This is a genomic window from Hydrogenophaga sp. (assembly GCF_019635465.1).
In the GTDB taxonomy this organism is placed as follows: domain Bacteria; phylum Pseudomonadota; class Gammaproteobacteria; order Burkholderiales; family Burkholderiaceae_C; genus Hydrogenophaga.
This window is the reverse complement of sequence record NZ_JAHBZK010000012.1, coordinates 1-23,015: the sequence shown is the minus strand read 5'-3', so window position 1 is coordinate 23,015 and position 23,015 is coordinate 1. Positions and strand designations below refer to the sequence as shown.

The 23,015-nt window shown below is 67.4% G+C and carries 22 protein-coding genes and 1 other RNA gene; 9 read left to right on the top strand and 14 right to left on the bottom strand.

All coding sequences use genetic code 11. The features are described 5' to 3' along the window. Positions 1 to 5: 5 nt before the first annotated feature. The 5 genes from mraZ to dksA all read right to left on the bottom strand — a co-directional run bounded on the left by mraZ (position 6) and on the right by dksA (position 5,117). Positions 6 to 422, bottom strand: coding sequence for a division/cell wall cluster transcriptional repressor MraZ (gene mraZ / locus KF871_RS12110; protein WP_291142861.1), 417 nt, complete (start codon positions 420 to 422; stop codon positions 6 to 8). A 272-nt stretch (positions 423 to 694) separates the two neighbouring features. Next, a complete protein-coding gene (gene hslU, locus KF871_RS12105) occupies positions 695 to 2,023 on the bottom strand; it encodes an ATP-dependent protease ATPase subunit HslU (protein ID WP_291142601.1) in 1,329 nt (442 codons plus the stop codon). A gap of 85 nt (positions 2,024 to 2,108) precedes the next feature. After that, the gene (gene hslV, locus KF871_RS12100; protein WP_291142600.1) at positions 2,109 to 2,654 is read right to left on the bottom strand and encodes an ATP-dependent protease subunit HslV; all 546 of its coding nucleotides are present in this window, start codon (positions 2,652 to 2,654) and stop codon (positions 2,109 to 2,111) included. Between the two features lie 81 nt (positions 2,655 to 2,735). Then, positions 2,736 to 4,517, bottom strand: a complete 1,782-nt coding sequence (locus tag KF871_RS12095) for an STAS domain-containing protein (RefSeq protein WP_291142597.1) — start codon at positions 4,515 to 4,517, stop codon at positions 2,736 to 2,738. A gap of 36 nt (positions 4,518 to 4,553) precedes the next feature. Then, positions 4,554 to 5,117 (bottom strand): RNA polymerase-binding protein DksA, encoded by a 564-nt coding sequence (gene dksA / locus KF871_RS18775; protein ID WP_367172055.1) that lies wholly within the window; start codon positions 5,115 to 5,117, stop codon positions 4,554 to 4,556. Between dksA and KF871_RS18770 the strand changes: the two genes are divergently transcribed. Then, positions 5,116 to 5,673 carry a hypothetical protein gene (locus KF871_RS18770; protein ID WP_367172054.1) on the top strand — a complete coding sequence of 186 codons (558 nt, stop codon included), beginning with the start codon at positions 5,116 to 5,118 and terminating at the stop codon, positions 5,671 to 5,673. The two genes, dksA and KF871_RS18770, sit on opposite strands and share 2 nt — an antisense overlap. Positions 5,674 to 5,886: 213 nt before the next feature. On the opposite strand, the gene KF871_RS12085 is transcribed toward KF871_RS18770, so the two are convergent. The 6 genes from KF871_RS12085 to dapF all read right to left on the bottom strand — a co-directional run bounded on the left by KF871_RS12085 (position 5,887) and on the right by dapF (position 11,375). Next, positions 5,887 to 6,951 (bottom strand): GTP-binding protein, encoded by a 1,065-nt coding sequence (locus KF871_RS12085; RefSeq protein ID WP_291142591.1) that lies wholly within the window; start codon positions 6,949 to 6,951, stop codon positions 5,887 to 5,889. A 60-nt stretch (positions 6,952 to 7,011) separates the two neighbouring features. Further along, complete coding sequence (locus tag KF871_RS12080; RefSeq protein ID WP_291142588.1) at positions 7,012 to 8,196, bottom strand: class I SAM-dependent methyltransferase; 1,185 nt, start codon at positions 8,194 to 8,196, stop codon at positions 7,012 to 7,014. Positions 8,197 to 8,264: 68 nt separating this feature from the next. After that, the gene (locus KF871_RS12075) at positions 8,265 to 8,702 is read right to left on the bottom strand and encodes a DsrE family protein (RefSeq protein ID WP_291142584.1); all 438 of its coding nucleotides are present in this window, start codon (positions 8,700 to 8,702) and stop codon (positions 8,265 to 8,267) included. Positions 8,703 to 8,809: 107 nt separating this feature from the next. Next, a complete protein-coding gene (locus KF871_RS12070) occupies positions 8,810 to 9,784 on the bottom strand; it encodes a tyrosine recombinase XerC (protein ID WP_291142581.1) in 975 nt (324 codons plus the stop codon). Continuing rightward, positions 9,781 to 10,479, bottom strand: a complete 699-nt coding sequence (locus tag KF871_RS12065) for a DUF484 family protein (RefSeq protein ID WP_291142579.1) — start codon at positions 10,477 to 10,479, stop codon at positions 9,781 to 9,783. The genes KF871_RS12070 and KF871_RS12065 overlap by 4 nt, the downstream gene beginning before the upstream one ends. 20 nt (positions 10,480 to 10,499) lie before the next feature. After that, on the bottom strand, positions 10,500 to 11,375 hold the full coding sequence (gene dapF, locus KF871_RS12060) for a diaminopimelate epimerase (RefSeq protein ID WP_291142576.1): 876 nt from the start codon (positions 11,373 to 11,375) through the stop codon (positions 10,500 to 10,502). 222 nt (positions 11,376 to 11,597) lie between these two features. On the opposite strand from dapF, the gene KF871_RS12055 reads away from it, so the two are divergent. From KF871_RS12055 to KF871_RS12020, 8 genes are all read left to right on the top strand, one after another. Next, positions 11,598 to 12,605: an ABC transporter ATP-binding protein gene (locus KF871_RS12055; RefSeq protein WP_291142573.1), complete on the top strand. Its 1,008-nt coding sequence runs from the start codon at positions 11,598 to 11,600 to the stop codon at positions 12,603 to 12,605. A gap of 53 nt (positions 12,606 to 12,658) precedes the next feature. Next, on the top strand, positions 12,659 to 13,945 hold the full coding sequence (locus tag KF871_RS12050; RefSeq protein ID WP_291142571.1) for an extracellular solute-binding protein: 1,287 nt from the start codon (positions 12,659 to 12,661) through the stop codon (positions 13,943 to 13,945). 234 nt (positions 13,946 to 14,179) lie between these two features. Continuing rightward, positions 14,180 to 15,103 carry an ABC transporter permease gene (locus KF871_RS12045; RefSeq protein WP_291142569.1) on the top strand — a complete coding sequence of 308 codons (924 nt, stop codon included), beginning with the start codon at positions 14,180 to 14,182 and terminating at the stop codon, positions 15,101 to 15,103. After that, positions 15,103 to 15,999, top strand: a complete 897-nt coding sequence (locus tag KF871_RS12040; RefSeq protein ID WP_291142566.1) for an ABC transporter permease — start codon at positions 15,103 to 15,105, stop codon at positions 15,997 to 15,999. The genes KF871_RS12045 and KF871_RS12040 overlap by 1 nt, the downstream gene beginning before the upstream one ends. After that, positions 15,996 to 16,763: a GntR family transcriptional regulator gene (locus tag KF871_RS12035; protein ID WP_291142564.1), complete on the top strand. Its 768-nt coding sequence runs from the start codon at positions 15,996 to 15,998 to the stop codon at positions 16,761 to 16,763. Before KF871_RS12040 ends, KF871_RS12035 begins: the two co-directional genes overlap by 4 nt. Positions 16,764 to 16,769: 6 nt before the next feature. Then, the gene (locus KF871_RS12030; protein ID WP_291142561.1) at positions 16,770 to 17,513 is read left to right on the top strand and encodes an aspartate/glutamate racemase family protein; all 744 of its coding nucleotides are present in this window, start codon (positions 16,770 to 16,772) and stop codon (positions 17,511 to 17,513) included. Between the two features lie 55 nt (positions 17,514 to 17,568). Then, on the top strand, positions 17,569 to 19,269 hold the full coding sequence (locus KF871_RS12025) for an MBL fold metallo-hydrolase (protein WP_291142558.1): 1,701 nt from the start codon (positions 17,569 to 17,571) through the stop codon (positions 19,267 to 19,269). 79 nt (positions 19,270 to 19,348) lie between these two features. Then, on the top strand, positions 19,349 to 20,287 hold the full coding sequence (locus KF871_RS12020) for a bifunctional helix-turn-helix transcriptional regulator/GNAT family N-acetyltransferase (RefSeq protein WP_291142555.1): 939 nt from the start codon (positions 19,349 to 19,351) through the stop codon (positions 20,285 to 20,287). 16 nt (positions 20,288 to 20,303) lie between these two features. On the opposite strand, the gene rnpB is transcribed toward KF871_RS12020, so the two are convergent. From rnpB to KF871_RS12005, 3 genes are all read right to left on the bottom strand, one after another. Beyond that, an RNA gene (gene rnpB / locus KF871_RS12015) (RNase P RNA component class A) lies at positions 20,304 to 20,653 on the bottom strand. A gap of 39 nt (positions 20,654 to 20,692) precedes the next feature. Further along, the gene (locus KF871_RS12010; protein WP_291142552.1) at positions 20,693 to 22,048 is read right to left on the bottom strand and encodes an MATE family efflux transporter; all 1,356 of its coding nucleotides are present in this window, start codon (positions 22,046 to 22,048) and stop codon (positions 20,693 to 20,695) included. 35 nt (positions 22,049 to 22,083) lie between these two features. After that, entirely contained in the window at positions 22,084 to 22,671 is a 588-nt protein-coding gene (locus tag KF871_RS12005; RefSeq protein ID WP_291142549.1) for a DUF2239 family protein, read from the bottom strand. Positions 22,672 to 23,015: the final 344 nt, after the last annotated feature.

The following is a 23,015-nucleotide window of genomic DNA, read 5'->3' as shown; positions in this document are numbered from 1 at the left end:
CGCCCTTAGAAGGAAAAGTCCCTGAACACATCGGGCATGTCGCCCTGGGCTTCCTCGGCTTCCTTGGCCTTGTAGGTGGCGGCATCCCACAACTCGAGGTAGGCGCCCATGCCCAGCAACATCACGTCCTTGGAGAGGCCAGCTGCCTCGCGCAATTCGGGGGCGATCAACACGCGACCCGTGGCATCCACTTCCACGTCCATGGCATTGCCGAGGAAAATGCGCTTCCACCACTGCGCCCCCATGGGCAATGACGCGATGCGGTCCCGGAATTCCTCCCAGGCCGGCCGCGGAAACACCATGAGGCAGCCGTGGGGGTGTTTGGTGATGGTCAGTGCCGTGCCCAGGGCGTCGCGATGCCGGGTCGGCACGGAAAGCCGACCCTTGGCATCGAGATTCAACGACGACGGACCCTGAAACACTGTGATTTGCCCCTGGGTGGCACTTTCCACCACTTAATTGCACTTTTTCCCACTGTAGCAGGAAATGCAAGCACCACAACCGGGCGTGCGCAGTTTTTTCCCAATGAAATCAACCACTTAGGGCTGATTTTGATGCGAGATTCGCACCAAAAAGCACAAGAAAAGCAAGCACTTACAAAGCGCATTGCATGTGAAGCTTGAAAACAGAAACGCCCGTGGCAAGGCCAGCGGGCGTGCATCGGGGCGACGGGCGGCGCCCCTGATTCAGGGCTTCAGAGAATGAAGCGCGAGAGGTCCTCGTCCCGGCTTAGCGCGCCGAGGCGCTCGTTCACATAGGCCGCGTCGATGGTGACGGTCTGCCCCTGGCGCTTGGTGGCGTCGAAGCTGATCTCGTCGAGCAGGTGCTCCATCACCGTTGACAAGCGGCGTGCGCCGATGTTCTCGGTGCGCTCGTTCACCTCACATGCGATCTGCGCGAGCTGGCGGATGCCGTCTGGCGTGAACGCAAGGGTGACGCCTTCGGTGCTCAACAACGCCTGGTACTGGCGCACCAGCGAGGCGTGCGTCTGCGTGAGGATGGCCTCGAAGTCGTCCACCGACAGCGATTGCAGCTCGACGCGAATCGGGAAGCGCCCCTGCAGTTCGGGAATCAGATCGCTCGGCTTGGACAGGTGGAACGCACCGCTGGCAATGAACAGGATGTGGTCGGTCTTGATCGGGCCGTATTTTGTGGACACCGTGGTGCCCTCGACCAATGGCAGCAGGTCCCGCTGCACGCCCTGACGAGACACTTCGCCCGCCGTGCCCTCGCCGCGCGAGGTCACCTTGTCGATCTCGTCGATGAACACAATGCCGTTCTGCTCGGCGTTGTGCAGCGCTTTGGTCTTGATCTCTTCTTCGTTGACCAGCTTGGCCGCCTCTTCCTCGACAAGCAGCTTCATCGCCTCGGCAATCTTGAGCTTGCGCACCTGCTTGCGGCCAGCACCGAACTGCCCGAACAGGCCTTTGAGCTGCTCGGCCATCTCTTCCATGCCGGCGGGCCCCATGATCTCCATCGAAGGCCTGGGTTCGGCCAGCTCGATTTCGATCTCGCGCTCATCGAGCTCGCCTTCCCGAAGCTTCTTGCGAAAGTTCTGCCGGGCCGCCCCATCGTTGGCCGGCTGAGGCTCGAACCCGACACTGCGCGGCGGGGGAATGAGGATGTCGAGGATGCGGTCTTCCGCCGCATCCTCGGCGCGTGTGCGCTGCTTGCGCATCTCGGCTTCGCGCGTCTGCTTGATGGCGATGTCGGCCAGGTCGCGCACGATGCTGTCGACGTCCTTGCCCACGTAGCCGACTTCGGTGAACTTGGTCGCCTCGACCTTGATGAAGGGCGCGTCGGCCAGGCGCGCCAGGCGGCGTGCGATTTCGGTCTTGCCGACACCGGTGGGGCCGATCATGAGAATGTTCTTGGGCGTGATTTCGGCCCGCAGCTTTTCATCAACCAGCTGGCGTCGCCAGCGATTGCGAAGCGCAATGGCGACAGCTCGCTTGGCCCCATGCTGGCCGATGATGAACCGGTCCAGCTCGGAGACGATTTCCTGGGGGGTCATGGAAGACATGGGCGTTGGGCGTTCGGCGTTGTGCGTTCGACAGTCAGGCAGCCAAGCGGGGGGCGCGCTCGCTGCACACCCGCCAGCGTTGGACCTAGAGCGTCTCGATGGTGTGGTGCATGTTGGTGTAGATGCACAACTCGCCCGCAATCGCAAGCGACTTGCGCACCACGTCTTCGGCACTCAGATCGGTGTGATCGATCAGCGCCTTGGCGGCCGCCTGTGCGTAGGCACCACCCGATCCGATGGCCACGATGCCGTGCTCGGGTTCGAGCACGTCCCCGTTGCCAGTGATGATCAGCGACGCCGTCTTGTCGGCCACCGCCAACATGGCCTCGAGGCGGCGCAGCACACGATCGGTTCGCCAGTCGCGCGTCAGCTCGATGGCGGCGCGCGCCAACTGCCCCTGGTGCTTCTCCAGCTTGGCTTCAAAGCGCTCAAACAGGGTGAACGCGTCGGCCGTTGCGCCAGCGAAACCCGCGAGCACGCGATCGTGGTGTAGTTTGCGCACCTTGCGCGCGCTGCCCTTGACCACGATGTTGCCGAGCGTGACCTGGCCGTCGCCGCCGATGGCCACCTGAACACCCGCCGGCGTTTCGCGACGGACACAGACAATGGTGGTGCCGTGAAAGGATTCCATTTGACTCATCTGGGGTTGAGACCGGGCGCCTGCAAGGGGCGTGGCTGAAACCGGTTGAAACGGCGACGCGCGCAGAGCCCGTCAGTCGTTGCGCAACACCACCTTGGCGTACTCAGTGATGCCCACGACGTGGAAGAACGCCGACACCAGGCGGTGCACGTCCACGAACTGCACCAGACGGCCCTGCGCATGGTGGTCGGTGACCCAGTTGAGCAGGGTTCCAGCGGCAGAAAAATCCACCCGGATCAGGTTGCGGCAGGACAGGATCAGCACGTCGGCGCCGGTCAGTCGCTGCTCAAGCATGTCGATCGTGGACTGCGCATCGCCGCGGATCTCGCCCGACAGCTCCACCAGCCCAAGGTGGTTCACACCTTGCGAGGTGTCGATGATCGATTCGCCCGACAGGGTGGAAGACACGGCCTCGATGACCGATTCGCCCAACACCGAGTGCCCACCTTCGTCGCCATCGGCACGAACCGACTGGTAACGGCAACGCGGCTTCTCCCACCCCGGAGGCGAGAGTTCATACGTGACGCAGAAATCGAGGGCCGTGAGTTCGAATTCGTCGACGCGGTTCATCAGGCGCAGCAGCGCCATGCGCAGCTCCCACCACAACTGCTCCACGTCGCGCCGTCCCGAGGGCGTCATGCTCTTGAGCAAATCGCGCAAATGGGCCCCGCCACCGAAGCGAAGCTCAACGTCCTGATCGGTCCACAAGGTCACCATGCCCAGCAACGCACGGGCCGCCTTTGCATCCATCGACTCGATCAGCGACCAGTCGATCACCCAGGGTTGTTTGGCGCGACCAAGCACGTTCTGCAGAGTGCCGATCGCATGGGCATCCAGTTCGGCTTCGCACACCCAGACCGCGCGCGAGCTGGTGGCCGCAGTGGGCTCGTCCGTGTTGCCCAACAGCTTCTGCACCTGGGCCGGCATGTCGTACCACTGCGGCGCGGAGCGATCAAAGCGATTGACGAAGTCCACCGCGCGGCTCTCGAAAGCCGCCAGCTGGCCGGTGGCGCGATAAAGGTCAAACAAGGCCAGCCAGTCGGCTTCCTGGTTGACGCGAGGCCCGTTTTCGGCCAACGCATCGAGCAGGCCTTGCTCCGCCCCCGGATCGTCACCATTGGCGAATCGGATCGCGGCCTCTTCCACCTCTGGATCCTGCGCCACCTCCTGCACGTCGAGTGCGTAGAAATGGGAAGCGGAGAACGAGGCCCCCTGCGTGCTGCTGGCCGACCCCGATCGGGGCGCCATCAAGCCCGTGCGCGCCGTCGAGGACGGTTTCTCGGGTGTCAGCGCCATCGGGGTCGTGGGCGCGTGAGACGTAGCCGACGCCGGCTTCACCAACGGGGCCGGCTCCGTCACGTCGTACTGCGCCTTGAGGCGGGCGGGATCGACCTGAGGCGCAGATGCAGAGCCCGCTTTGTCCCGGGCTCTGGCACCCGGGCCCTGGCTGGTGGTGTTCAACCCGGAAGAACCGGTGGACGTGATGGAGTCAGCGCCCTTGGTCTTCCACCATTGCATGGACATCTGCGCTTCGATCTCGTCGATCTTCTTGAGCGTCATGGCCCTGTCGTCCGGTTTGGACGGCAGGCTGCTCTGGAAGAACGACGGGCGCATGCCCTGGGCTTCGGCCGGTGTGCCTTCGCGGCTGCGGATCTTGCGCAGCATGTCGAACTCGCGCTTGCGCACGAAGTCGTTGCGACGCTTGCGCTCGATCATCTCCTTGAGCGCGGCCTTGCTGTATTCGCTTTCGCGATCGGACTGGCGCGTGTCCAGGTCCGCCCAGCTCGTGGTCGGATGGCGAACGAACTTCACCACCTTGGAAAGGAAGCCGCCGGTGGAATCGTCCTTGGACATGAATCTCCGCGTTCGTCGTCGAGTTGAATGACGCGCTCAGTCGCCGAACATCTTCTGCTTGAGCTCGCGCCTTTGTTGCGCCTCAAGCGAAAGGCTGGCCGTCGGGCGGGCCATCAGACGGCCCACACCGATCGGTTCGCCCGTCTCCTCGCAGTAGCCGTAGTCGCCCGCGTCAATGCGCGCAATGGCCTGCTCAATCTTCTTGAGCAGCTTGCGCTCGCGGTCGCGGGTGCGCAGCTCTAGGGCGTGCTCTTCTTCGATGGTCGCGCGATCCGCCGGATCGGGCACCACCACGGTGTCTTCGCGCAGGTGCTCGGTCGTCTCGCCGGCATTGGCCAGCATGTCGGCCTTCAAGCGCTGGAGCTTGAGGCGAAAGAACGCCAGTTGCTGATCGTTCATGTACTCGCTGTCCGGCATGGCAAGCACGTCCGGATCGGTGAGCTGGTCGATCGGCAGCGTCTTCCAGTTGTTGGCCCGTTTCGGGTCTTTCTGCAGGGAGGTGGGCACGGGGGCAGTCATGGCAGTTCGCGGGATTGTCTGGGAGTAGGTCGCCTTGGCGGCGTCCGGTGCGTGGGTGGGAACCACCTCGGCGCGGGTCATGGATTCCATCATTGCCCGGCGTGCTTCGCGCTTGGATGGCGCGGGCGCGGCGGCTTTGACCACCACCGGGGCGGCGGCGATCTTGTTGATCAAGGCAGAGGCCACGGACGCGGCACGGTCGGTGGCGGAAGTCTTGGCCGACGCCCGGGTCTCGACCTTTGCGGGCTTGGCGGCCTTGGCCGGTGCAGGTTTCACTGGGGCTTTGGCGGCAGGTCTGGCGGGCGCTTTGACCGGCGCTTTGACTGGCGCCTTGGCAGCCACCTTTGCCGGTGCCTTCGCAACCGCCTTGGCCACCGGTTTCGCGGGGGCCTTGGCCGAGGATTTGGCCGGCGCTTTGCTCACGGCTTTGGCAACCACCGGTTTGGCCTTGGCCGCGACTTTGGGTGCCGCCTTGGCCACCGAACGCGCACCCGCGGCCGCCTTGGCCGTCTTCACCACGGACTTGGCCGCGGAGGACTTGCCTGCTTTCGCTGCCTTGGATGCCGTGGCTTTCAAGAGGGGTCTCCTGTGGGTGGCGGGCAGGGTGCGCGGGACTTACATCCCAGGCACACACTGAAGTCAATACGTCGAGCCGGCGGGGCCCCGCTGGCAAAGGCGCAGTTATACCCCCTTGCCAAGCGGCGATCCGACGGAATGTCCACCTCGAGGACCCCCCTGCCCGATTTGGGCCGCGATTGTAGCCACGTGAACACACGCGCCGTTGACGGCCGTCGGCTGCAGGCGCCGCTGGGCGCGATATATCGCACGTCAGGTGCGGGCAGGTTGGTGCTCAGACCAGGCTTTGCTCAAGCCCTTGCTCCAGGATGTCGCGCGGCAGGTCGATACCAATGAAGACCAGCTTGCTCTGGCGCTTCTCCCCCTCGCCCCAGAGCGGCCCGAGGTCGCTGCCCATGAGCTGATGCACCCCCTGGAAGATCACCTTGCGGTCGGTGCCCTGCATGTTGAGCACGCCTTTGTAGCGCAGCATGCGCGGACCATAGACCTGCACGATGGCACCCAGGAAGTCTTCGAGCTTCTCGGGGCTGAACGCGCGATCGGCCCGGTACACGAAACTCTTCACGTCGTCATCGTGGTGATGGTGGTGCCCGTGCTCATGCCCGTGCTGGTGCGACGGGTGGTTGCAGTGCTCGCCATGCTCATGGTCATGGTCGTGGTGATGCCCATGGTCGTGGTCGTCGGCCTTGAGAAAGTCGGGGTCGATGTCCAGCTTGGCGTTCAGATTGAAGCCACGCAGGTCAAAGACCTCCTTGATCGCCACTTCGCCGAAGTTGGCCGGGCGCATCGGCGCGCGCGGGTTCATGTGCTTGAGCCGGTGGATCAGCGCATCGACCTCATCCTTGTCCACCAGATCGGCCTTGCTGACGAAGATCTGGTCGGCAAAGCCCACCTGTCGGCGCGCCTCTTGCCGATCGTTGAGCTGCTGGGCTGCGTGCTTGGCATCGACCAGGGTGACGATGGCGTCCAGCAGGTATTGCTCGGCCACCTCGTCGTCCATGAAGAAGGTCTGCGCCACCGGGCCGGGGTCGGCCAGTCCCGTGGTCTCGATGACCACACGCTCGAAGTCGAGTTCGCCCTTGCGCTTTTTCTGGGCCAGGTCGTTGAGCGTGGCGCGCAGATCGTCGCGGATGGTGCAGCAGATGCACCCATTGCTCATCTGGATGATGTTCTCGTTGGTGTCGGCGACCAGGATCTCGTTGTCGATGTTCTCTTCGCCGAACTCGTTTTCGATCACCGCGATCTTCTGGCCGTGCGCCTCGGAGAGCACGCGCTTGAGCAAGGTCGTTTTGCCCGAGCCCAGGAAGCCGGTGAGGATGGTGGCGGGAATCAAGGCCATGGTGTTCCGGGATGAATGCAGAAGGGCAGCGAGTTTAGGTCAGCAAGATGCACGCCAGCCTCAGGGGCGGCGCATCACCACCAGCCCTTTGAGGTATTCGCCTTCGGGGAAACTGACCGTCATGGGGTGGTCCGGGGCGCCCCCCAGCCGATGCAGGAAGACCCCGTCAACGCCCGCTTCCAGACCGGCCGCGGCCACGATCTTGTGAAACAGCTCGACGCCCACGCCGCCCGAACACGAGAACGTGAGCAGCACCCCGCCCGGCTTGAGCAGTTTGAAGCCAAGCCGGTTGATGTCCTTGTAGGCACGCGCGGCGCGCTCGGCGTGGGCGGCCGTCGGCGCCAGCTTGGGCGGGTCGAGCACGATGGCGTCGAATTGCCGCCCTTGCTCGATGAAGCGGCGCAGCGTGGCGTTGACGTCGGCGTCCAGCCATTCGCAGCGCCCGGCGTCGAACCCATTGAGCGCGACGTTGGCGGCAGCCTGCTGCAGCGCAGGCCCCGACGAATCGACCGACACCACGTGCGACACGCCACCGGCCAGCGCCGCCACGGTGAAGCCACCGGTGTAGCAATAACAGTTGAGCACCTCCCCCAGGTTCAGGCGCTGGACCAGATCGCGGCAGATGCCACGGTTGTCGCGCTGGTCCAGGTAGTAGCCGGTCTTGTGTCCGGTGGCGATGTCCAGGCCCAGGCGCCAGCCATGCTCGGTCAACACCTGCGCGCTTTCACCCTGTCCACGCAACCAGCCGGTGGCCTCGGGCAGGCCTTCGAGCTTGCGGCTGCTGGTGTCGCTGCGCTCGTACAGGCGTGTGCAGCCGGTCAGTTCAATGAGCGCGTCGGCAATGGCCGCCTTGAACCGTTCCACGCCGGCGGCGCCAAACTGCGCCACCAGTGTGTCGCCATAGCGGTCCACCACCAGGCCCGGCAGCCCATCGGCTTCGGCATGAACCAGTCGCACGCCGTCGCTGGGGATGGCCAAGCGATCGCGCAGCGCAATGGCGGCCCGCAGTCGCTCGTGCAGAAATGCGGCGTCAATGCGCTGCGTCTGCTCGAAAGACCACATCCGCACCCGGATGCGCGACGCCGGTGAAAACGCACCCCAGCCGAGGAACTGGCCATCGGCGCTGTCCACCCGCACGGTTTCGCCTGGGTCGGCACCGCCTTTGGCCACTGCGCCATCGAACACCCAGGGGTGATGGCGCTGCAGTGAGCGCTCCTTGCCGGGTTTGAGTCGAATCGATTTCATGGGCGCGATTGTCGGTGGCCCAAGAAAAAGGCCGGGACTCGCCCGGCCGTGGCACCAGCCCGATCGCCTCAGGGCTTGAGGTAGACGAAGCCCTCTTTGGCTTGCAGACGCGCCACTTCGGCCACACCCGAGGGCACGATCGTGGCCTCGAGCACCACCTTGGCGGGGTCGATCTTGCGCGAGACCAGCGTGTTGTTGCACACGCGGAATTCGACGCCCTTGGCGGCCAGGTCGCCGATGGCACCCGCGAAACTCTGCTCATTGGGCGTGGTAGCGCCCTGCAAGAGGAAGTCGATGCCGGCGCCGTGGGCCACCACCACGATCTTGGCCTTGGGATCGGCCGACAGGTGGTTCTGGATGTTGCGCAGGCCACGCACCGCCTGCGGGATGCCTTCGCTCATGTGGTAGACGGTCTTGATCGTGTCGTCGGCCGCGTGGGCCGGGGCGATCAGGCCGAGCATCGCGGCCAGCCAGGTGAATTGGAGGAGTTGCAGCAGGCGTTTCATGGGTGGTCTCGTCGGGTGGTTAAAGAAGCAATCAACAATATTCGGAGTCGCTCATTTTGAGACGGCGGGCGCGGGCGGGTCAGCGGGATTTCCCTGCCCACCAGGACTCACGGCTTGCCCGGTCCTTTGCCGGGCCCCTTGCCGGGCGCGCCCTGGGCACGCGGGTGGGCCGCGTCGTACACCTGGGCCAGGTGCTGGAAATCCAGGCGCGTGTAGACCTGGGTTGTGCCAATGTTGGCGTGTCCCAGCAGCTCCTGCACCGCGCGCAGGTCGCCGCTGGACTGCAGCACGTGGCTGGCGAACGAGTGCCGCAGCATGTGGGGGTGCACCGGGGTGGACAGGCCCGCCTGCAGCGCACGGCGCTTGAGCCGCACACGGATGTGCTGCGGCGTCAGGCGCTGGCCATGCTGCCCGATGAACAGGGCCGCGTCTTCGCGCGCAAAGGCCGACCGCGCGGCCAGCCAGCGCTGCACCGCCGCCACCGCGCTGCGGCCCACGGGCACGCTGCGGCGTTTGCTGCCTTTGCCCAGCACGTGGGCCTCGCCCGCGTCCAGGTCGATCCAGCCGCGCGCCTGCGCGCTGGCCATCACATCCAGGCCCACCAGCTCGCCGATGCGCAGCCCGCAGCCATAGAGCAGTTCGGTGATGCAGGCGTCGCGGGCTTCGAGGGCCGGGTGATCGTCCTGGCTGTGCTCGGCCAGGCGCACCGCGTCATCGACCGCCAGCGCCTTGGGCAGGGGCTTGCCCGCCTTGGGCGCGCGCACGTCGTGCACCGGGTGGTGCTGGATCACGCCCTGGCGGGTCAGCCAGGTATAGAAACCGCGCCAGCCCGAAAGAATGAGCGCGATGCCGCGCGGGCTGCGCCCGGCGCCGTGCATCTGCGCGATCCAGCGCCGCACGTGGGTGGGCTGCACCTGGGCCAGCGCCACACCGGCCTCGACGGCCGCGGATTGCAGCTTGCTCAGGTCTTCGGTGTACAGCGCCACGGTGCGCTCGGCCAGGCGCTTGTCCACCCGCACATGGGCCAGGTAGGCCGCGACCAGGGCCGCATCGCCGTCGGCGGGGCGGCCGGCATCGGTCATTCGAGCGAGACCCGTTCCACCGGGCGCAGCCGGCCCAGCGCGGCACTGGCGAGCTCGCCAATGCGCTCCAGAAAGTCGGTGCCCATGTCGGCGGTGAAGCGTTGCGGATCGCCCGACGCCAGCACCAGCAAGCCAAACGCCTCGGGCGCCGCACCGACGCGCAGGGGGATGAGCGCCAGCGAGGCGGCCGAGGCCGGATCCTCGAGCCACTGCGCCGCTTCGAGCCCGGGGTTGTTGCCGCAATACGGCAGGCTCAGCGACGAGGCGAAGGCCTGGGCGTCTTCGCTCACGCCCTGGGCGAACGGCTCGTGGGCGAACACCTCGTCCACCCCCCAGACCTTGATGGCCACCTGCGGCACCACGAACTGACGCGCCAGTTCGGCGGCCACCACCGCGGGCAGGTCGGCCGCGCCGCGCACCATGAGGAGTTCGCGCGTCCAGCGCTGCAGCTTGTCGGCGATGGCCGTGTTGTCCTTGCCGTGGCGCACCATGTCGGCGGCCTTGAGCTCCAGCCCCTTGATCTTCTCGCGCAGCATTTCGGCCTGGCGCTCCTGCAGGCTCACCGCGCGCCCACCGTGGGGGCTGGTGAGCTGCACCTCGGCCAGCAGGCCGGCGTGGCGCTCGAAGAAGTCCGGGCTGTTGGCCAGGTACTGGGCAATGTCGTCCTCGGTGATCGGTGGAATGGGTTGGTTCATGGTCGGAAGGGTTGTCTGGGTCAGCTCAGGTCGGGCACATCAATCACGCCCTCGAACACCGGGGTGGCGGGGCCGGTCATGAACACCGGCGCATCCAGCGACTCGGTGGCGCGCCATTCGATGGTGAGCACGCCGCCGCGGGTGTGAACGTCCACACGCTCGGCCAGCCAGCCCAGGCGGATGCCGGCCACCACCGCCGCACAGGCGCCGGTGCCGCAGGCCAGCGTTTCGCCGGCGCCGCGCTCGTACACGCGCAACTTGACGGTGTGGGGGTCGACCACCTGCAAGAAGCCGGCGTTGACGCGTTGCGGAAAGCGCTCATGGCGCTCGATCAGCGGCCCCCAGCCGGCCACCGGCGCACTGTCGACGTCGTCGACACGCAGCACGGCATGCGGGTTGCCCATGGACAGCACGGCCACCGGCACATCGCCGGCATAGGGCAGGGTCAGCGGCCACCGCTCGAAGCCACCGACCCGCTCCGGCTTGAGGCCGGTGGACACGAAGGGCACCGCCGGCAGGTGAAAGACCGGCGGTCCCATGTCGACCGTGACGCGCCCGTCGGCCAGGCGACGCAGTTCGAGTTCGCCGTTCTTGACCTTCACCCGCAGCGGGTTGCGCTCGCTCAGGTGCTGGTCGTGCACGTAGCGCACAAAGCAGCGCGCGCCGTTGCCGCAGTGCTCGACCTCGCCGCCGTCGGCGTTGTGGATCACGTATTCGAAGTCCAGCCCCTCGCCCGGCGACGGCCGCACCGACAGGATCTGGTCGGCCCCCACGCCGAAATGGCGATCGGCCAGGAAGCGGTACTGCGCCGCGTTCAAGCCGAGCAGGCCGCGCGTTTCATCGAGCACGACGAAGTCGTTGCCCGCGCCCTGCATCTTGGTGAAGCGGATCTGCATGGCGGCGATTATCGGCGCTGCCGCCCGGCGCGACGCCATGGCCCGCGATCGGCCCGCACCATCCCGGGGTTGGTGCGCCCGCCGCCGGTGCGCGCGCACTGTTGTGCCCCGCTGGCACCACCGCCATCGGCGGTGCGCGCACAAAGTCAGTGCCTTTTGTACGCAATCTTTCGCCGATTGCGTACAAAACTGCCTGGCACGGGACATGCAAGAACAGACGCCATGTCCACCGACGCCCCCACCCCAGCCGCCGTCGAGCTGATCGCGCTGACCAAACGCTACGGGCCCACCAGCGTGGCCGTGGACAGCATCGATCTGCGCATCGCCCCCAACAGCTACTGCTGCCTGCTCGGCCCCTCGGGCTGCGGCAAGAGCACCACCCTGCGCATGATCGCGGGGCACGAGAGCACCACCAGCGGCGACATCCTGCTGGAGAACCGCAACATCACCGCTCTGCCCGCGGCCAGCCGCGGCACCGCCATGATGTTCCAGAGCTTCGCCCTGTTCCCGCACCTCAGCGCGCTGGACAACGTGGCCTTCAGCCTCAAGATGAAAGGCGTGGCCAAGGCCGAGCGCCAGGCGCGGGCCCAATCGCTGCTGGAGCGCGTGGCCATGGGCCACCTGGCGCAGCGCAAGCCGGGTGAACTCTCCGGCGGCCAGCAGCAGCGCGTGGCGCTGGCGCGTGCCCTCATCACCCAGCCCAGGGTGTTGCTGCTGGACGAGCCCCTGTCCGCGCTTGACCCTTTTCTGCGCATCCAGATGCGCGCCGAGCTGCGCCAATGGCAAAAGGACCTCGGCCTGACCTTCATCCACGTCACCCACTCGCAGGAAGAGGCGATGGCGCTGGCCGACACCATGGTGGTGATGAACCACGGCCGCATCGAGCAGGTCGGCGGCCCACACCAGATCTACAACCGGCCCGCCAGCGAGTTCGTGGCGCGCTTCATGGGCGGCCACAACGTGCTGGCCACCGCACACGGCAAGGTCGCCGTGCGCAACGACCACATCACGCTCGACGAAGCCGCCAGCGGCAGCGACTGGCAGGCCACGGTGAGCGACGTGGAGTACCAGGGCACCTACGTGTTGATCGGCCTCAAGCTCGACGGCGACAGCACCGACACCGTCTCGGTCATGGTGCCCGAGGCGCGCTACCTGCAACGCCCCTTCCAGCTGGGCGAGCGCGCCCGCCTCACCTGGGACCCCCAACGCGCCCACAGCTTCGGCGCGTGACACCTTTTCGCATCCGTCTTCCCTTTCGTTCACACCACCACAGGAGCACACCCATGTCCGATTCCCTCGACAGCAAGTCCGGCCAGGCCGGCATCTCGCGCCGCAGCCTGCTGCAAGGCACCGCCGGCATGGCCGGCATCCTGGCCAGCGGCGTCGGCCCGGCCGTGCATGCGCAAGAGAAGATCGTGCTGCGCTACCTGGGCACCGCGGTGAACCAGGACAAGACCATTGCCGAGAAGTTCGAGAAGGACACCGGCATCAAGATCCAGTACGTGGCCGTCACCACCGACGACGTGACCAAGCGCGCCGTGACCGCGCCCAACAGCTTCGACCTGATCGACACCGAGTACTTCTCGCTCAAGAAGATCGTGCCCACCGGCAACCTCAAGGGCATCGACGTCAAGAAGATCAAGAACGCCGACAAGATCACCTCGCTGTTCACCACCGGCACGGTGGCCGGCAAGGCGGTGGGCGACCAGGGCACGGCACCCAAGAAGGTCATCTTCCTGGAAGGCGAGAAGAGCAAGGTCTTCGCCAAGTCGCCCACGCAGTTCATGAGCCTGATCCCCACCGTGTACAACGCCGACACGCTGGGCATCCGCCCCGACCTGATCAAGCGCCCGATCTCCTCCTGGGCCGAGCTGCTCAACCCCGAGTTCAAGGGCAAGGCCGCCATCCTGAACATCCCCTCGATCGGCATCATGGACGCGGCCATGGTGGTGGAAGCCATGGGCATCCACAAGTACGCCGACAAGGGCAACATGACCAAGGCCGAGATCGACCTGACGATCAAGACCCTGATCGAAGCCAAGAAGTCGGGCCAGTTCCGCGCCCTGTGGAAGGACTTCAACGAGTCCGTCAACCTGATGGCTTCGGGCGAGGTGGTGATCCAGTCGATGTGGAGCCCGGCCGTGACCGCCGTGCGCACCAAGGGCATCGACTGCGTGTTCCAGCCGCTCAAGGAAGGCTATCGCGCCTGGGCAGCCGGCTTCGGTCTGCCGGCCACGCTCTCGGGCAAGAAGCTCGACGGCGCCTACGAGTTCATCAACTGGTTCCTCGACGGGTGGGCCGGTGCCTACCTCAACCGCCAGGGCTACTACAGCGCCGTGCTGGAAACCGCCAAGGCCAAGATGGAAGCCTACGAGTGGGCCTACTGGATGGAAGGCAAGGCCGCCACCCAGGACATCAAGAGCCCCAACGGCGACGTGCTGGCCAAGACCGGCAGCGTGCGCGACGGCGGCAGCTACGAGCAGCGCATGGGCGGCATCGCCTGCTGGAACGCGGTGATGGACGAGAACGAGTACATGGTCAGGAAGTGGAACGAATTCGTCGCGGCCTGACGGCCTCCCCCCGCGCCGCCTGTGGCGTGCCTTGCAGGCCGCGTCATCGCCAGAGGCGATGACCCTTCGTCCCGTCCAAGCCTGCGCAGGCAGGCTCGGAGCCGCGGTCCTCAGCCCCCCGGAGGGGGCGCCACCTGCGGCCCGGCAAAGCCGGTTCCGCGGTGGCCTGGAGGGGGCTTCGCTGCGCTCGCCGCGACGGGCCCTCCGTCCATTCTTTCCTGATTGACCCATTCCATGAGCAGTTCGTCCACCCCAGCGGCGCACGGCGTCGCCGACACTCCCGAGCGGCCGGTGCCGGCCTGGTGGCAGGCCACGCCGTACACGGTGGTGTTCGTGCTGTTCTTCCTGTTGCCCCTGGGGCTGATCCTGATGGTCAGCTTCTGGGACTTCAACGAATACGAGTTGCTGCCGGGCTTCACGCTGCGCAACTACGTGAGCATTTTCGAGGGCTGCTCGGCGCTCACCGATCACGGTGACTTCTGCGTCACGCTCTCGACCTACATCTCCACGCTCAAGTTCTGCCTGCTGGTGTGGCTGATCACGCTGGTGCTGGGCTTTGCCGTGGCCTACTTCCTGGCGTTCCATGTGCGCTCCAGCGGCATGCAGACGGCCTTGTTCGTGCTGTGCACCGTGCCGTTCTGGACGTCCAATGTGATCCGCATGATCTCGTGGGTGCCACTGCTCGGGCGCAACGGCCTGGTCAACCAGACGCTCACCGGGCTGGGCATCGTGGACGAGCCCATCGAGTGGCTGCTGTTCTCGGGCTTCTCGGTGGTGCTGGCCTTCGTGCACCTCTACACGATGTTCATGATCGTGCCCATCTTCAACAGCATGATGCGCATCGACCGCAGCCTGCTCGAGGCCGCCAGCGACGCCGGCGCCAGCGGCTGGCAGACGCTGTGGAACGTGATCGTGCCGCTGTCCAAGACCGGCATCATCATCGGTTCGATCTTCGTCATCACCATCGTGATGGGCGACTTCGTGACCATCGGCGTCATGGGTGGCCAGCAGATCGCATCCGTGGGCAAGATCATCCAGGTGCAGACCAGCTACCTGCAGTTCCCGCTGGCCGCCGCCAACGCCGTCATCCTGCTGGCGGTGGTGCTGATGATCATCTGGGGCCTCACGCGGCTGGTCGACATCCGCAAGGAGCTGTGATGTCAACGAAGTCTTCCGACGCCCGCGCCCCCGGCTTCTGGCCGCTGGCCATCGTCTTCGCCCTGTTCGTGCTGTTCATGTACGGGCCGATGTTCGTGATCTTCGTGCTCAGCTTCCAGGGGCCCGAAGGTGGCCTCACCTTCCCGCTGCGCGGCTTCTCGCTGCACTGGTTCCGCCAGCTGGCCGAGGGCCTGGGCACGGTGGACATCGGCGCGGCCTTCCTGCGCTCGCTCGGCCTGGGCAGCGTGGTGATGTTGTGCACCGTCGTGCTGTCGGTGCTGGCCGGCTTGGCCTTCCGCAAGAAGCTGAGCGGAGGCAACGCGCTCTTCTATGTCACCGTGGCCAGCCTGATCATGCCGTCCATCATCGTGTCGCTGGGCATCGGCCTGCAGTTCCGCTTGCTGGACACCGGCCTCAAGTGGCTGCTGGGTGTCGTTGGCGCCGAGAGCACGCTGGAGACCTATGGCACGGCGCTGGGGCTGTACACCTCGGCGCTGGGCGCCCACCTCACCTGGACCCTGCCCTTCGGTCTGCTGATCATGTTCGCGGTGTTCAACCGCTTCAACCCGGCCTACGAGGAAGCCGCGCGCGACCTCGGCGCCACGCGCTGGCAGACCTTCCTGCACGTGGTGCTGCCCCTGATCGGGCCGTCGGTCATCGGCATCGGCATGTTCGGCTTCACCCTCAGCTGGGACGAGATCGCCCGCACCTCGCAGGCCATCGGCGATGTCAACACGCTGCCCTTGGAGCTGCAGGGCCTGACCGCCACCGTCACCACGCCAGCCATCTACGCCCTGGGCACGGTGACCACCGTGGTGTCCTTCCTGGTGATCGGCGTGACGGTGGGATTGGCCATGTTCCTGGGCCGCACGCAGCGCCAGAGGCGCCCGGCATGAGCCGCATGCCGCCCCGCACGGCGACGCGCCCCGCTGCGGCCGCGCGCAAGCGCCAAGCCGTGGCCGCGACGCCGGTCCTCAGTGACCAGGACATCTACGACCGCATGATCTCGGCCGTGCTCGACCACCGCCTGCTGCCCGGCACCAAGCTCATCGAAGACCGCCTGGCCGAGGCCTTCGGTGTCTCGCGCACGCGCATCCGGCCGGTGCTTGTGCGACTGGCCAACGAGCACATCGTCACCCTCACGCCCAACCGCGGCGCCACCGTGGCGCAGCCCACCGCGCAGGAAGCGCGCGAGGTGTTCGAGGTGCGGCGCCTGGTGGAGGCGCCGCTGGTGGAGCGCTTCATCGCCCAGGCCGACAACGCCGACGTGCAGTTGCTGACGCGCTGCATCCGCGACGAGGAAGCCGCGCGCAGCGCCGGCGACATGCGCCGCGCAATCCGCCTCTCGGGCGACTTTCACCTGCACATCGCCGAACGTTCGGGTCACGCCACCCTGGGCGGTGTGCTGCGCGAAATGGTCTCGCGCACCTCGCTGATCCTCATGGCCTACAGCCCCACACACGGCCGCGCCGCTGAAGAAGCCACCGCCTGTGGCTGCCAGGAGCACCGCGCGCTGCTGTCGGCCATCAAGCTGCGTGACCCGAAGGAAGCGGTGCGTTTGATGAAGGAGCACCTGAGCCGACTGGAAGCGCAACTGGTGTTCCCAGCCGAGCGCGATCCCGGCCCCGATCTGGTGGACCTGTTCGGCGTCAGCGCCTGAGCCACCGTGCGCGAACTGCTGGTCATCAACCCCAACACCTCGGCCTCGGTGAGCGCGCTGCTGCAGCGCCACGTGCAGGCCGCGGCCGGCTCGCACGTGCGGGTGCGCACCACCACCACGCGCTTTGGCGCGCCCTACATCGCCGACGAAGCCAGCTTCGCCGTGGCCGCCCACGCCGCGCTCGACGCCTGGGCGGCCGACCTGGCCGACACCGCCACCGCTGCGCCCGACGCCGTGCTGATCGGCTGCTTCGGCGACCCGGGCCTGATGGCCTTGCGCGAGTCCAGCCCGGCACCGGTCACCGGCCTGGCCGAGGCGTCGTTCATTGAGGCCGCCCGCCACGGTCGCTACGCCATCGTCACCGGCGGCGAACGCTGGGGCCCGATGCTGCAGCGCCTGGCCCTGTCGCTGGGCCACTCGCAGCAACTCGCCGGCATCCACACCGTGGTGCCCACCGGCGCGCAACTGGCGGCCGACCCGGCCGGCGCGCAGCGCCTGCTCGCCCAGGCCTGCGCCGATGCAGCGCGGCAGCTCGGCGTGCAGGCCGTCATTCTGGGCGGCGCGGGGCTGGCCGGCATGGCGGCCGCGGTGCAGCCGCAGGTGCCGGTGCCTGTCATCGACAGCGTCACCGCCGGCACCCACTGGGCGCTGCGCAGCCCGCCCCTGCCCCCCGCGCGCGCCACACCGGGCTTCGACATCGCCTGGCAGGGGTTGTCGCCCGAGATGCAGCGGCTGTCACCCACGGCCTGATCCCCCCCACCTGCGCGACAGGCGGCCCTCCACCGGCTCCCGCACAATCGCCGGCATGGTCCGCCCTGCCCAGCTCCTGCACCCCGCCCGCACCCCCGCCCCCCTGCGCCCCGCCGCCACCGTGCTGCTGCTGCGCGACGGCCCCGACGGCGTCGAGGTGCTCATGACCCGCCGCTCGATGACCGCGAGCTTCGCGCCCGGCGCCTATGTGTTCCCCGGTGGCGGCATCGACGCCGCCGACGCGCAGTGCTTCGACGCTGCGGCGCGGCGACCGACCCAGACCGATCTGCGCCTGACCCAGGCCATCGCCGCCATCCGCGAAAGCTTCGAAGAGCTGGGTGTGCTGCTGGCCCGCCATGCCGACGGCCGCTGGGCCGGTGCCGACGACATCGCGGCGCTCGATCGCAAGGCGCCGTTCGCCGCGCAGTGCGCCGCGCGCGGCTTGCGCCTGGCGGCCGACGAGGTCTTCGTGCTGGCGCACTGGATCACCGACCGCGACCTGTCGCGCCGCTTCGACGTGCCCTTCCTGGTGGCCCGCATGCCCGAGGGCCAGGAGCCGGTGGCCGACGAGGCCGAGCAGTTCGAGCCGCTGTGGGTGCGCCCGGCCGACGCCCTGGCGCGCCACGCGGCGGGCCAGTTCTTCATCATCTTCCCGACCATTCGCACGCTGGAGCGGCTGCAGGCGCACGCCACCGTGCAGTCGGTGCTCGACGCCTGCGCCGCGCACGACGAGCCGCTGTGGACGAGTTGCCCGCGCGCCGGCCTGGTGCACGGGCGCGAATCGCGCCACATGGAGCACGAGCCGCCGTTCGGCGAGCTGGCGCTGGTGTGCCCGGACGGTCAGATCGTGCACCCGCTGGATTGGCAGCACGAACAGCCGGTGGCCTTGCTCAGGCACGTGGCGCGGCTGACCGCGCCCAACCCCGGCGTGATGACCGGGCCCGGCACCAACAGCTACCTCGTGGGCGACCCCGGCACCGGCTTCGTGGTGATCGACCCGGGTCCGGACGAGCCCGAGCACATCGAACGCCTGTGGCGCGCCGCCGGCGCCGACCTGCGCGCCATCGTCTGCACACACTCGCACCCGGACCATTCGCCCGGCGCCCAACGCCTGCAAAGTCTGTGCACCCAGGCCGGCCGCGGCACCCCGCCCATCCTGGGGCTGGCCAGTCTGCCCACCGCGCGCGAGAACAGCCGCTTCACGCCCGACCGCGAACTCGCCGACGGCGAACGCATCGAGCTGCGCGATGCCGCCGGCCTCACACACACGCTGCTGGCGGTGCACACGCCGGGCCACGCCGCCAACCATGTGTGTCTGGTACTGCTCGAAGACGGGCTGCTGTTTTCGGGCGACCACATCCTCAACGGCAGCACCACGGTGATCGATCCGCCCGACGGCAACATGAGCGCCTACCTCGATTCACTCGACCGGCTGGCCGCCTTGTGCGACGAACACGGCATTGACTTCATCCTGCCGGCGCACGGCCACGTGCTGGGCGACCTGCGCCGCGACGCCGACAACGCCTCGGCGCCGGTCGAAGGTGGCGCGCGGCGCGCCATCGACCACCTCAAGGCGCACCGCCTGGCGCGTGAGGCCAAGATCGCGCGCGCCATGGCGCAACGCCCCGACGGCGGCCTGGACGACTGGGTGCCGCTGGCCTACGACGACGTGCCCGATCGGCTGTGGCCAGTGGCCCGGCGCTCGCTGCAGGCGCACGTGGACCGCATCCGCGCACTCGGCGGCTTCAACCTCTGACCCGATCGCCCGCATGGGCAGCGGGGCGCGGGTTTGCCCTATTTGTTGACTCAGTCAACACGATGAATCATCGGTCAACATGAAACCCGCGAGCCCCGCACCAGCCGACATCGACGCCGTCCGCCAGTTCAACCGCTTCCACACGCGCCTGGTGGGCGCGCTCGACGAGCACCTGCTGGCCTCGCCACTGGCACTGCCGCAACTGCGCGTGCTCTACGAGGTGGCCAAGGCGCCGCGCCAGGCGCCGATGTCGGCGCGCGCCATCGCTGAGGCCCTGCAGATGGACCCCGGCCACCTGAGCCGCGTGGTTGCCGCGCTCGAAGGCATGGGCCTGATCGAGCGCACACCCGCCGCCGATCACGGCAAACGTCTTGAACTGCGCCCCACGGCCGAAGGCCGCCAGCTGTTCGCGAAGGTCGATGCCGCGTCGGCCAAAGAGGTCGCGGCGCTGCTGGCGCCACTGTCGCCCGCCGAGCGCCGCGAGCTGGTGGGTGCCATGGCCCGCGTGCGCCAGTTGCTGGGCGACACGCCAGCCAGCAGCACCGTCATCCTGCGCGAGCCGGTGCCCGGCGACATGGGCTGGATCGTGCACCGGCAGGCGCGCCTGTACGCCGAGGAATACGGCTGGGACTGGACCTTTGAAGGCCTGGTGGCCGAGATCGCCGGCCGCTTCGTGCAGCAGTTCCAGCCCGGGTTGGAGCGCTGCTGGGTGGCCGAGCGCGAGGGCAGCGTCATTGGTGCCGTGTTCGTGGTGCGCGCCGACGAGCACACCGCCCAGTTGCGCATGCTCTACGTGGACGCCGCGGCGCGCGGCCTGGGCCTGGGCCGGCGCCTGGTCGACGAGTGCATCCGCTTTGCGCAAGCGGCCGGCTACCGGCGCATGGTGCTGTGGACCAACGACATCCTCACGGCCGCGCGCCACATCTACGAGGCCACCGGCTTTGTGCTGGAGCGCGAAGAGCGCCACCAAAGCTTCGGCAAAGACCTCAACGGCCAGTACTGGGCGCGCGAGCTCTGAAGCCGCTTTGAAATAAGTGTGAAGCGCGCCGATAAGCCGGATTCTGTGCATGCCGGTTGCCCGGCATGTGACCGCCATTCTTCTGGGCCGTGGGTCACCCACACGGCTCGGTGCCACCTACCCGCCAGCTCCGCGGAACCACATCGACACTGGCCTATTTGGTGTTGCTGCGCGTAGAGATTGCCCGTTTCACCCGAACTGAATCGGCTCGTCTCTGTTGCTCTGATCCTCACCTTAGGGCCCGTCGCGCGAACGCGGCGGGCTTGTCGGTGGAGAGGTGTTACCTCCTACGCTGTCCTGTGCAGTCCGGACGTTCCTCCAGCACGCCCTTTCGGGCCTTGTGCCAGCGGCGGTCTGGCGCGCTTCACGGGCGCGATTATCGCCGGGCCCAGCGCGCCGCGTTGCTCACACCAGCCGATGGATCGGCCGCTTGCGCCACACCAGCTGGTGGTAGCCGCTTTGCAGCACCAGCATGCAGGCATACGCCACCGGAAACGCCACCCAGATCCCCGGCAGGCCAAGGCGCCCATCCAGCAACCAGGCCGCGGGCAGTTGCACGCCCAGGATGCAGAACACCGAGATCGCCATCGGCACCAGCACCACACCGCTGGCGCGCATGATGCCGCCCACGATGGCCTGGTAGCCGAACAGCAACAGGCTCCACAGCATCAGGTGCATCAGGTGCTTGGCCTCGGCCAGCACCTCGGGCGTGGTCAGGAACAGGCCCAGCAGGTGGTGCGCCAGGGCGTAACCCAGCAGCACCAGCGCGCCGGTGATGAGCGTGTTCAGCCACAGGCCGGTGCGCAGGATGGCCCCCAGCCGCTCAACCCGCCCGGCGCCAATGGACTGCGCGGCCAGGATGGATGCGGTGATGGCGATGGACAGCGCCGGGAATTGCACGTAGTTGACCACCTGCGTCACCGCGCCGTAGGCCGCCGTGGCCGACGAGCCATGGCGGTTGACCAGCGCCAGGATCGCCAGCTCGGACAACGAGATCACCACCATCTGCAAGCCCGTGGGCAAGCCGATGCGCATGACCTTGCCCAGGATGGCGCGATCCAGCTTGAGCGCGTCGAGCATGGGCTCATCGAAGGCCAGCACGTGGTGGCGCTTGCCCAGCCGCCGCACCAGATAGGCCAGCGCCACCGCGTACGAGACCAGGCCCGCATAGGCCGCGCTCTGGATGCCCAGCGGCGGCAGGCCGAGCCAGCCCTTGATCAGCGCGGGCGTGAGCAACAACCCCAGACCGGTCGACAAGGCCAGCGCGATCAAGGGCGAGACGGTGTCGCTCACGCCGCGCAGCAACTGGGTGAACAGGATGAACACCAGCAGCAGCGGCATGATGAGCAGCATCACGCGGGCATAGGCCACCGCGTCGTCGAGCACGTCCAGCGGCGTGCCCAGGGCCTGCATGGCGGGGCGCGCAAACACCACGCCGATGACGGCCGCCGCCACGCCAATGAGCGCGCCCAGCGTGAGCGCGGTGCCCGCGATGGCCTTGACCTTGTGCGGCTCGCGCGCACCCCAGGCCTGACCGATCAGCACCGAGGCACCGGCGCCGATGCCGATCACCAGCGAAATGAAGAAGAAGACGATCGGGAACATGCCCGAGACGGCCGCCAGCGCGTGCGTGCCGAGCATCTGGCCGATGAAGATGCCATTGAGCGTGCCCGACAACCCCTGCAGGATGTTGGACAGCACCATGGGCACCAGAAAGAACAGGTAGACGCGCCAGAGCGGTCCTTGGGTGGGGGGCGGCATGAAAGCTCCGATGAAAAAAGTGGGTGCAGGTGCGACTACTGGGTGGCGTCGGCGACGAAAGCGTCGCGCGCCAGGAAGGCCAGGTGGCTGCGGATGTCGGGTGGCCAGTTCGCGGTGCGCTGATCAAAGGCCTCGGCGTCGTGCGCAAACAGCGCGCGCGACGCCTCTTCAAAGCCTTCGAAACCGCCCGCAATGGCGCTCATGAAACGGTAGGCGCGCTCGGTGGCCTGGCGCTGCGCGTCGCGGCCCGCGTTGGCCCGCCGTGCCTCATCGACCAGGCGGCGCAGCGCCGCGGACGCACCACCGGACTGCTGGGACAACCATTCCCAGTGGCGCGGCAGCAAGGTCACCTCGCGCGCCACCACGCCCAGGCGCGGGCGACCCACGGCGGGGGCGGCGGCGGGTTCGGACTGGCCGCGGGCCGCCGCGGGCGCGGGCGCCTTTGCGGCGTCGGCGGGCCAGGGATAGTCCATCTGGGCGCCACTGGCGTCGTCGAACACCAGCAACCCGCCAGCCGACAGATCGAGCGCGCCGAGCGCACGTGCCACCTCGGCGTAATTGCCAAAGGCCACTCGGCGGGCACCCAGAAAAGCGGTGCAGCGGGGAATGTCGGGATTGGGCATGGTTCGTTTTGCGTTGGGCGGCGTGCCGGGGGCGGGACACTGAGGACACTCAACCCGCCGAAGCGGGCGAATTCTACCCGGGTTATTAACTTATACCCGGGTCTTTTTACAACGCACCCGACCAACGGATTGGCGACAATCGCGGCCTGCTTGATCGACACAAGCCCCACGAGACCATGATCCGCATCGCCGAACTCAAACTGCCCCTGGCCGAACTGCCCCAGGAGGCCCCTCGCGCCGCCGACGCCCCCAGCGAGACCGACGCCGACCGCGCGCCGCCGCCCCACCCCATCGACGCACTCAAACGCCTGGCCGCACAGGTGCTGGGCACCGACGTTGCGGCC